This window comes from Streptomyces sp. NBC_00727 (genome assembly GCF_045161745.1).
Classification (GTDB): Bacteria; Actinomycetota; Actinomycetes; order Streptomycetales; family Streptomycetaceae; genus Streptomyces.
The window spans coordinates 775,609-784,552 of the sequence record NZ_CP108981.1 but is presented as its reverse complement, the minus strand read 5'-3'; the positions used below and the strand labels follow the sequence as shown (position 1 = coordinate 784,552).

Annotated in this window: 8 protein-coding genes; all 8 read right to left on the bottom strand. The window is 69.8% G+C overall.

Annotation, left to right across the window (positions count from 1 at the left end; translation table 11 throughout):
• Positions 1 to 13: 13 nt before the first annotated feature.
• On the bottom strand, positions 14 to 382 hold the full coding sequence (locus OG242_RS03380) for a hypothetical protein (RefSeq protein WP_405896723.1): 369 nt from the start codon (positions 380 to 382) through the stop codon (positions 14 to 16).
• Positions 383 to 389: 7 nt separating this feature from the next.
• Positions 390 to 839 carry a YbaB/EbfC family nucleoid-associated protein gene (locus OG242_RS03375; protein WP_405896722.1) on the bottom strand — a complete coding sequence of 150 codons (450 nt, stop codon included), beginning with the start codon at positions 837 to 839 and terminating at the stop codon, positions 390 to 392.
• Positions 840 to 885: 46 nt separating this feature from the next.
• Positions 886 to 4,410 (bottom strand): AAWKG family protein, encoded by a 3,525-nt coding sequence (locus tag OG242_RS03370; RefSeq protein WP_405896721.1) that lies wholly within the window; start codon positions 4,408 to 4,410, stop codon positions 886 to 888.
• A gap of 60 nt (positions 4,411 to 4,470) precedes the next feature.
• On the bottom strand, positions 4,471 to 4,920 hold the full coding sequence (locus OG242_RS03365; RefSeq protein ID WP_405896720.1) for a type VII secretion system-associated protein: 450 nt from the start codon (positions 4,918 to 4,920) through the stop codon (positions 4,471 to 4,473).
• Between the two features lie 115 nt (positions 4,921 to 5,035).
• Positions 5,036 to 5,359 (bottom strand): WXG100 family type VII secretion target, encoded by a 324-nt coding sequence (locus tag OG242_RS03360; RefSeq protein WP_018105149.1) that lies wholly within the window; start codon positions 5,357 to 5,359, stop codon positions 5,036 to 5,038.
• An 82-nt stretch (positions 5,360 to 5,441) separates the two neighbouring features.
• Complete coding sequence (locus tag OG242_RS03355) at positions 5,442 to 5,780, bottom strand: hypothetical protein (protein ID WP_405896719.1); 339 nt, start codon at positions 5,778 to 5,780, stop codon at positions 5,442 to 5,444.
• Between the two features lie 154 nt (positions 5,781 to 5,934).
• Positions 5,935 to 7,461 carry a type VII secretion protein EccB gene (eccB, locus tag OG242_RS03350; protein WP_405896718.1) on the bottom strand — a complete coding sequence of 509 codons (1,527 nt, stop codon included), beginning with the start codon at positions 7,459 to 7,461 and terminating at the stop codon, positions 5,935 to 5,937.
• Positions 7,462 to 7,514: 53 nt separating this feature from the next.
• The gene (gene eccD, locus OG242_RS03345) at positions 7,515 to 8,915 is read right to left on the bottom strand and encodes a type VII secretion integral membrane protein EccD (RefSeq protein WP_405896717.1); all 1,401 of its coding nucleotides are present in this window, start codon (positions 8,913 to 8,915) and stop codon (positions 7,515 to 7,517) included.
• Positions 8,916 to 8,944: the final 29 nt, after the last annotated feature.

Below are 8,944 nucleotides of genomic sequence, written 5' to 3'. Positions count from 1 at the left end.
GCGGTCCGGTCCGTCAGTGCCTGCCGCCGCCGTGCGTGCCGCCGGAGACGTTGCTGTTGTCGATGTGGGACTCGTGGATCGCGTCGAGGTTGCCGCCCTGCGTGGTCAGGACGCTCTTCAGGTTGGCGAGCGTGCCGTCGCCCACGCCGACGATGGCCTCGGTCAGGGCCTTGCCGGTGCTCACCGCACCCTCCCGCTGCTTCTTCTCCTGCGGGACCATCGTCTTGGCGTAACTGTCGTCCCTGCCGGGCCAGTCGCTGGTCGCCGACACGTCGTGGAAGAACTCGTTGAACATGTCGACGGCGTAGTCGCTGATCGCCTGGAGCTGCCGGGTGCCGCCGGTCAGGCCGGGGAAGTTGGCGTAGTACGCGTTTTCCGTCATCGTCTCCTCAGTCCTCCGGGTCCTCGCTGATCTCGTCACGGAGCCGGCCGGAGCCGCGGCGGCGCTCCCCCTTCGGACCCTCCAGCACGCCGGGCCCGAAGATCTTGTTCCAGTCCACGTCGAAGCCGGTGAGTTCGGGCGCCTCCGCGTTCGCGTGGGTGAAGGGCTCGAAGGTGGACATCACCCGCCGGGCCATCCGGGCTCGCGCCTCCTGCGCCGCCTCCAGCACGCTCGCAGCCAGCTGACCTGCGGGCATCGTACGGTACTTGTCGTCCAGGAAGGTCAGTGCGGTCATGTCGCCCTGGGCGGAGACGGTCACCTCGACCGAGCGGTCCGCGGAGCGCACCGTCGCCTCGGCGTGCGTCAGTTCGCTCTCGGCGCGCGCCACGGCGGCCTCGGTCGCCTCCAGTTCCGCCATCGCCTTGGCGAGCCGCTGTTCGATCGACTCACTGTTCACCGTGCACTCCCTCTCCGTTCTCTCTTGCGTGGCCCCGTGTGCGTCCTCAGCGTCCGATGACCGCCGGGGCGCCGCCGTCGTCGGTGCCCCACACGTCGTCGTCCTCGGCCAGCCACGCCTCGCGGGCGCGGTCGCCGCTCTCCGTGGACGTGCCGCCCTGGCCGGAGGCGCCGGGCCCGCCCACCGGGTACGGGGAACTGGAGGTGGTCGGCCGGGTGTACACGACGTCCTCGTCCTCGTCGACTCCCACGGCCCGTCCGGCGCGCCCGCCCCGAGCACCGCCGACCGGGTCGGTGAGGACGGCCCGGGTGCGTTCGCTGGTGCCCCCCTGGCCGCCGCCGCCCGCACCGCCCATGCCGGGCATGCCGCCGCCCCCCATGCCCATCGGGTTGAGCGGCGTGCCGTTCGCGGACTGCGCCGCCGAGTTGGCGTTGAGCGCGGCGGCGCCGGGGTTGGCCGACCCCAGGGAGCCGCCGCCGTACGGGGTGCTGTCGTAGTCGTCGTAGTAGTCGTCGAGGCCGGCGTCCGGGCCGCCGGGCGCGTTCAGCGAGCCGCCCGGTCCGTGGGTGTTCAGGCCGGACGTGTGGGTGAGCGGCGACGAGGTGTGCGGGCCGTCGAGGCCCTGGGTGTTGAGCCCGTCGGTGTCCGGACCGTTGTGGTCGAGGCTGTCGAGGTCCGGGATGCGGGTGTTGAGCGACGACGGTCCGTCACCGTTCAGGTCGGTCGTGGTGGTGTGCCCGGCGGGGTCGGTGGTGGTGAGCCGGCCCGTATCCGGGTCGAGGATCTGCTGGGAGCCGTCGGGGAACTTCGTGGTGAGTGTGCCGTCGTTGTTCAGGGTGGTGGTGGACCCGTCGGGGTTGGTGAACGACCCACCGGGGTTGAGCTGGTGGGTGGTGACGTTGCCCGAGGGGTCGGTGACGGTGACCTGGCCGGTGTCCGGGTTCAGGACCTCCGTCGAACCGTCCGGGAAGTGCGTGCTGACGGTGCCGTCGGGGTTGAGCTGCGCCGTGGACCCGTCCGGTGTGGTGAAGGTGTTCGGGGCCGGATTCAGGTCGGTGGTGGTGGTGTGTCCGGCGGGGTCGGTGGTGGTGAGCTGCCCGGTTTCCGGGTTGAGGGTCTCCGTCGAGCCGTCGGGGAACTTCGTGGTGAGTGTGCCGTCGTTGTTCAGGGTGGTGGTGGACCCGTCGGGGTTGGTGAACGACCCACCGGGGTTGAGCTGGTGGGTGGTGACGTTGCCCGAGGGGTCGGTGATGGTGACCTGGCCGGTGTCCGGGTTCAGGGTTTCCATCGAGCCGTCGGGGAACTTCGTGGTGAGCGTGCCGTCGCCGTTGAGCTGGGACGTGGAGCCGCCCGGGTTGGAGAAGGCGCCGTCGGTCGGGTTCAGCGTCGACTCGGACAGGCTGCCGTCCGGGTTGAGGGTCTCCACATGGCCGGTCTTCGGGTCGAGGGTCTGGCTCGAACCGTCCGGGAAGGTGGTGGTGAGTGTGCCGTCGTCGTTGAGCGTGGTGGTCGATCCGTCCGGGTTCAGCAGGCTGGTGCCCGGGTTGAGCTGCGAGGTCGACGTCACACCGTCCGGCGAGGTGCTGGTGACCAGGCCGGTGCGCGGGTCGATGGTCTGCGTCGAGCCGTCGGGGAACTTCGTGGTCAGTGTGCCGTCGTCGTTGAGCTGGGTGCTGCCCCCGAGGGGGGTGTTCAGCAGCGACGAGCCGCCCTTCCCGTCCTTGTCGCCGAGGCCGTCGGTGTTCAGGGCGTTGTTCAGCAGCGAGGTGACCGGAGGCACCAGTGCGGCCGGGTCCGGCCCTCCGAGCGGGGAGTCCGGGTCGCCGTTCAGGCCCGGGCCGTCGCCCGGACCGAGCCCGTCGCCCAGTCCGTTGTTCAGCCCGTCGTTGAGCGTGGTGAAGTTGTCGTTGATGCCGTCACCGAGGTTGTTGACGCCGTCACCCAGGCCGTTGAGACCGTCGCCGAGGCCGTTCAGGCTCTCGTTGAGGCCGTCGTTGATCCCGTTGAGACTGTCGTTGAGCCCGTCGTTCAGCCCGTTCAGGTTGTCGTTGAGCCCGTCGTTGAGGTCCTTGAATCCGTCGCCGAGGCCGTTGAGACTGTCGTTGAGCCCGTCGTTGAGGTCCTTGAATCCGTCGCCCAGGTCGTCGAGGCTGTCGTTGAGCCCGTCGTTGAGGTCGTTGAGACCGTCACCGATCGTGTTGATGTTGTCGTTGAGGCCGTCGAGGTAGTCGTTCAGCTTGTCGTTGTTCGCATTGGCCTCGTCCTCCGCGATGTCGGCCTCCTCCTTCGCGAGGACCTCGGCCAGCGTCTCGGAGTTCTTGTCGGTGACCTCCTGGTCGAAGGCGTCCGTCACATCGGTCCAGGCGGACTTCACATTGCTGAGGGCGTCGATGGCCGGCTGCTTCAGCACGCTGTCGGCATGGTCCGACCAGCTCTTGACGGCCGCGTCGGCGATCTTCTTCCAGGTGGTGTGCTGGGTGAGGTCGCCGTACGCGGAGGTCTGCTTGAATTCGGACGTGGTCGAGTAGGTCTTGTACGAGCCGCCACCGCCGTAGCCGCCGTAGTACTGGGTCTTCACGTTCACGTGCTGGATGTTGTCCTTGAGGACGAAGGCGGACACCTCGTCCAGCACCTTCACCAGGTGCCTGTGCGGGTCGTGCTTGCCGTCCTTGGCCCAGTTGTTCCACGCCGTCTGGAGGTCGGTGACCGCGTCCTTGAGCGCGGTCTGCGCGGCGGCCAGGGCGTCGCTCAGCTTCGACTTGGGGACGTAGCCGCCCACCGTGGTGTTCTTCGGGCTGTAGTCGCGGCCGCCCAACTGGGAGACGTAACCATCGTAGTTGGTCTTCAGCTCCTTCAGCAGGTGCCAGAAGAGGCTGGCCGCCTTGCCCTTCCACGCGGCCTGGTCCTCGCCGAGCGACTTCATCCACCCGTTGACGACGTCCGAGTGGTCCTTGAAGAACTGCATCGCCCTGTCGAAGGACTGGCCCGTCTCCTCGAAGGACTTGAACTCGACAGCGTTGCCATCGAGGACCGACAGGTTGCTGAAACTCCAGCCCTTGGTGGTGTGGTTGTTCAGCAGCTCGTCCAGAGCCAGTTTGCTGCCGGAGATGTACTGGGCCATCGGGCCGGAGTCCCACTGGACATGCGAGTACGAGCCCTCGAACTCACCGCCGCCGGAGATCGCTCCGTCCCCCCACAGGTCGGCGCGGCCGTCCTCGCCCACGCCCACGCCGATCATCACGATCCGCGCCTTCTTCAGACTCACGCTGTTGTGCGCGCCGTCGCCGCCCGCGTCGTAGAAGGCCAGGTCGTAGTCCTCGCCCTTGCTCTTCTGGAAGCCGCTGAGCGCCGTGTAGTCCTCGGTGGACACCGCGCGCATGGTCTGCCCGGAGATCTCCATCCGGAACAGCTTGAGGTCGGAGAAGTCGTCGCCGCTGTCGCTGCTGAGGGAGTTGAACAGGCTGGAGCGGGCCGGGATGGTGTAGCCGGTGAAGTTGGTGATCGCCTGGCCGTAGTAGTCGTCCGGGTCGTAGGTGGGCGTTCCGGAAGTACTTTTGCCGTCGTCGGCCATGGCACGGACTCCGCTGCTGGGGCTGAGGGGGTGGGGGAGAGGAGGACGCGGGGTCCGGCGTCAGCTGCCGGAGCCGGTGCCGCTCATGTCGTCGTCCACCGTGTCGAAGATGTCCATCAGCTTCTCGCCGTCGATCGAGGTCAGGCTGGCGCCCTGCGTCTTCAGCAGCGTGGTGATGGTCTCCTCGAGGGCGGACTCGATGTCGTCGAAGAGGACCTTCTGGCTCTTGAAGATGCCGTCCAGCGCGCCGCCCTGCGTCTTCAGCGCCTCTATCAGTGCTGAGCCACCGGTCGGGTCCTCGCTGTCGCCGCCGCCCATCAGGCCGATGCGCAGCATCTTGGCGTCGCCCGACGCCGAGCCCTTACCGGTCTCCGCGACCAGGTTCTTCAGCGAGCGGACGCCCCCCTCGTTGTCCTTGCGGATGTTGAGCAGGTCGGTGATGAAGTCCCCGACATCGTTGTTCTTGAAGTTCTTGAGCGCCGTCGAGTCCAGATGGGTCAGGTCTGCCATGGGTGCCTCCGGTGGCGGGACGCGCCGGACCTGCTATTGGCACGGCGACGGTACGGGGAGATGCCACTGCCGCGCCGACCGAGGGCGGGCCGGTCGGCGCGGTCGGGACGCGTGCTCAGCGGCCGATGGTCACTTCGGACCACATCTGGCTGAGGGAGTTCTCGCTGTACTTGTAGTTGCCGGAGATGTCGCTCAGGAGCTGCGCGTGCGAGGTGAGCAGCGTCTCCATGTTCTGCACCGCGCCGTCCCAGGCGGCCTGCTTCTGGCGGTACGTGTCGCCGTCGTTGCCGTACCAGGTCTTGGACAGCTCGCTGAGCTCTGCCTCAAGATTGGACAGCGTCTGGGCGATCGCCTTGGTCTGCATCACCATGTCGTCTGCCGCGTTCGACATGTGGTTGTAGCTGACGTAAATGAAACCGTCGCTCAGATTGTCTGCCACGGTCTGCCTCTTTCACACGGTGTTGAGGGGGGGTCTGTCCGGTAGGTCACCGGGAGGCCCTGGTGCCGACGAGGCGCACGGGTCAGCCGACCAGCTGATCGAAGGCCGACTGCGAGGTGTTGTACGCCTGGTTGATCGCGTCGTTCGACGAACCCTGGGTCTTGTTGTGCTCGACAAGGCTCTGGTTCAGCCGGTCGATGACGTCCTCAAGGTTCTTGAGGATGACGTTGCACTGGCCGTCCCACTGAGCGAGGAGCTGGCCGTACTGGCCGCCGTCGCTGCCCTGATAGCCGGAGCCCAGGGTGGACTTGGTGCCGTCGACGTCCTGGCGGATCTTCATGATCCCGCTGAAGGCCGATTCAAGGGCCTGGATGCCGTTCCGGGTTGATGACTCGCTTGACTGCTGGCCGTCTCCCGCCATCGTCCCACCTTTCGTAAGTCGGATCTTGGTACGAGCAACTTGAGCCTAAAGTGCGGCAAGTTGAGAAGACAACAAGCTGAGGTAGATCTGAGGTTGGAGTTCGAAATTTTCCCGGGTCATCAACTGGTGGGAAACCACCCGGCGACGGGGGAGTTCAGGAGTCGGAAGCGGCCTTCCCGGTAACCGAATCGGCCGCCCGGACAGCCGGTGACGCGACGTCGGTCCGGCACTGCGTCGCGGGACCCGGCCCGGCCTTCCTCTGGTCCGTGCCCGGTTCGGACCGCGCCGCGGCCTCCGTGCTCAGGTCGGGGCCGGTGGGCAGCAGCGACAGCAGCGTGGACGGCACTCGCACCGCATCGCCGTCGGAGTACCCGAGGGCGGCCAGCGCCTCCGCGTCCGCGACGCGGTACTTCACCCCGTCGTCGCCCACCAGGAACGTGGTGTTGCCGACCGTCGCGCCGGCCGCGCCCAGCACCCGTACCAGCGTGCCGTGCCCCGGGCGCGTCACCACATGATCCACCGCCACACAGGCCGGGACCAGCACCGTGGAGTCGGCCGCGGCGTAGGGTGACAGCGCGACCTGGTCGATCCGCACCGACGTCACCCGTACCTCGCCGCCGTCCGGATCGACCCGCGTGCACGCCGCCTGCCCGGCCGGCAGCCGCAGCGCCGCCGGCGGGCTGTCCGGCAGCCCGGCCACCGACGCGTCGGTGCCCGCCGTGCCCGGCGCCTGGTGGGATCGCAGATCGGAGACGCCGATGGCGACGGCTTCCGGGGACGCGCCGTCGTACGCCTTCCTGCGGGTCTCCGGGTCGCCCAGCAGCAGCGCCGCCTGAGTGGCCGTCACCGCGTGCAGGCCGTCCGTCTGGAGCACGTAGTCCTGACTCACGGAGCCGGCCGTCATCCGGAACACCTGTCCGACCCGGGTCTTCCCGCCCGCCAGCGCCGGACCCGCCCCGCCCCGGTCCGCGACCTTCGGGGTGGCCAGCTTCGGGCCGGTGACCAGGGCGTCCAGGAACGCCGCCGACACCGGGCGGGGCGTCACCGCGCCGTAACCCAGCGACTCCGCGGCACCCGACCTCCGGTCCAGCTCCAGCCGGCTGCCCTGCCACATCAGGTACGTGCGGTCGTCCGGCCCCCGCACCACGAGCGCCGAACCCGCACCGATCGGCCGCGTCTCCACCGGCGCACCCGGCACCAGGGTCGTCTCCTCGCCGTCGCCCGTGGAGCACACCTCCCACGCCGACGTCTCCAGGTCGCCCGAGCCCGGTACGCCGTCCGGGGCGCCGGTGATGCCGACCGGTGTGCCCACCGGCGTGCCCTTCAGCGACCTCGTGCCCACCGCCGTGGTGTCCAGGTCCGCGCCGCCGATCAGCAGCGCCGACGCGTAGTTGCGCACCGGCCGCAGCCGGCCGTCCGCGTACAGGTAGCGGGCGCCCGTGTCCTTGTTGACGATCAGAGTGTCGCCGCCGCGCCAGGCGTCGTTGCCGCCCGGCCGGAGCAGCCCGTACACGAATGCGCCGGCCGAGACGAGGATGGCGACGATGATGCCGATCAGCGCACCGCGGGTGGTGCGCCCCAGCGGACTCTCCGGGGCGTCCGGATCGGCCAGCAGCATGCCCGAGGTCAGCCGCCCCATCATGAACGTGTGCGCTTGCACCTGGTCGCGCTTGGACCGCACGGTCGCCTCCTGCTCTCAGTGGTTCGTCGTCGTCACGGTGCCCGGTCGGTCCGTCATCCGTTCCAGCCGCGCAGGGCGCCGAAGACGCCCAGCAGCCAGAGGGTGAGCGGCAGCAGGGAGACCGCCAGAAGGGTGTGCAGCAGCTCGGCGGCCCGGCCCCAGTACGGCACCAGACGGCGGCCCGGCACCGTCCACACCGCGATGGTCAGCACCGTCGCGACCACCAGCAGACCCGCCACCAGGAGCACCCGGTCCACACCGGTCAGCGCCAGACCCCAGCCGAAAGCCAGCAGCAGCAGCCCCCACGCGCCCGGCAGCACCAGCACCAGCCGCTGCGTGGTGTTCACCAGGCCCCGGCCGTGCAGGAGCAGCAGCAGCGACAGCGCCAGCGCGCACAGCAGCGCGGGCAGCGCGGGCCGGTGCGCGAGCGCAACCAGGCAGGCCGAAGCCAGCACACCCGTCGCACCGTACAGCGCGGTCATCCACTCGCCGGCCAGCTCGGTACGGACCGCGACATCGTTGCCGCGGTAGGGCTCGATGCCCTCCTGGAGCTGCTGGGCGTTGGTCGGCAGCGCCGGCATCCGCATCCCCGCGAACCGGAACGACAGCGCCGGCACCAGACCGCCGAGCAGCACCGTCAGCATCGCCACCACGCCCGCCGCGGCGGCCGCCCGCAGGTCGAAGAGGGTCATCACCGCACCGCCCACCGCCGTTGCGAACGCGGTGAGCGCGGAGGCCAGGAAGAGCGGCGTGCGCACCGCGGTGGCCGCCAGCGCGAGCACCGCGCCGCCCGCCCAGGCCGCCGCCGCGCCCAACAGCCGGGCGCCCAGCACCTGGTGGGCCTGGGGCCCGCTCAGCTCGCCGCCCGGTACCAGCCAGCCCGCCAGCGCCAGCGCCGGCGCCGCCAGCAGACCGAGGACCGCCCCGGTCGCCCCGTCGTCCACCGCCCGGCTCGCCGAGGCCGCTCCGGCCAGCAGCAGCGCGCCGGCGGCGACGGCCGCGCCCGCCCGCAGCGCCACCGGCGTACCCGGCCACGCCAGCAGCGCCAGACCGGCCAGAACGGCCACCGCGACCAGGGCGCGCAGCAGGTGCCGCGCCGCTCCCTCGTTCCAGTCGTGCAGCCGGTCCCGGGTGACCGAGGCGATCCCGTCGACCAGGTCGTCGAGGCGCACCTCGGGCAGCGCTTCGGTGCGCGGTCGCAGATGCAGGACGTCGCCGTCGGTCAGCCCCAGCGTCGCCAGCGTCGCCTCCTCGTCCAGCGGCCGTCCGCCGAGGCGCTGGAGTATCCAGCCGTCGTGTTCGAGGCCGGTCTCCTCGATGTCCTCGCCCGCGTACCGCAGCACCGTCGGCAGCAGGTCGGCCACCGGCACGTCGGAGGGCACGGAGAGGTCGATGGTGCGGCCGGGGGCGCGCACGGTCAGGTGGCACAGGTCGGCCACGGAGGTGTCGGTCATACCGGGGCTCACGTCTCCTGAGCGTCGGA

Bases quoted from the DNA above. Each gene is read 5' to 3' on its own strand.
- OG242_RS03380 (WP_405896723.1), bottom strand. From the start codon at position 382: ATGACGGAAAACGCGTACTACGCCAACTTCCCCGGCCTGACCGGCGGC.
- OG242_RS03370 (WP_405896721.1), bottom strand. From the start codon at position 4,410: ATGGCCGACGACGGCAAAAGTACTTCCGGAACGCCCACCTACGACCCG.
- OG242_RS03365 (WP_405896720.1), bottom strand. From the start codon at position 4,920: ATGGCAGACCTGACCCATCTGGACTCGACGGCGCTCAAGAACTTCAAG.
- OG242_RS03355 (WP_405896719.1), bottom strand. From the start codon at position 5,780: ATGGCGGGAGACGGCCAGCAGTCAAGCGAGTCATCAACCCGGAACGGC.
- eccD (WP_405896717.1), bottom strand. From the start codon at position 8,915: ATGACCGACACCTCCGTGGCCGACCTGTGCCACCTGACCGTGCGCGCC.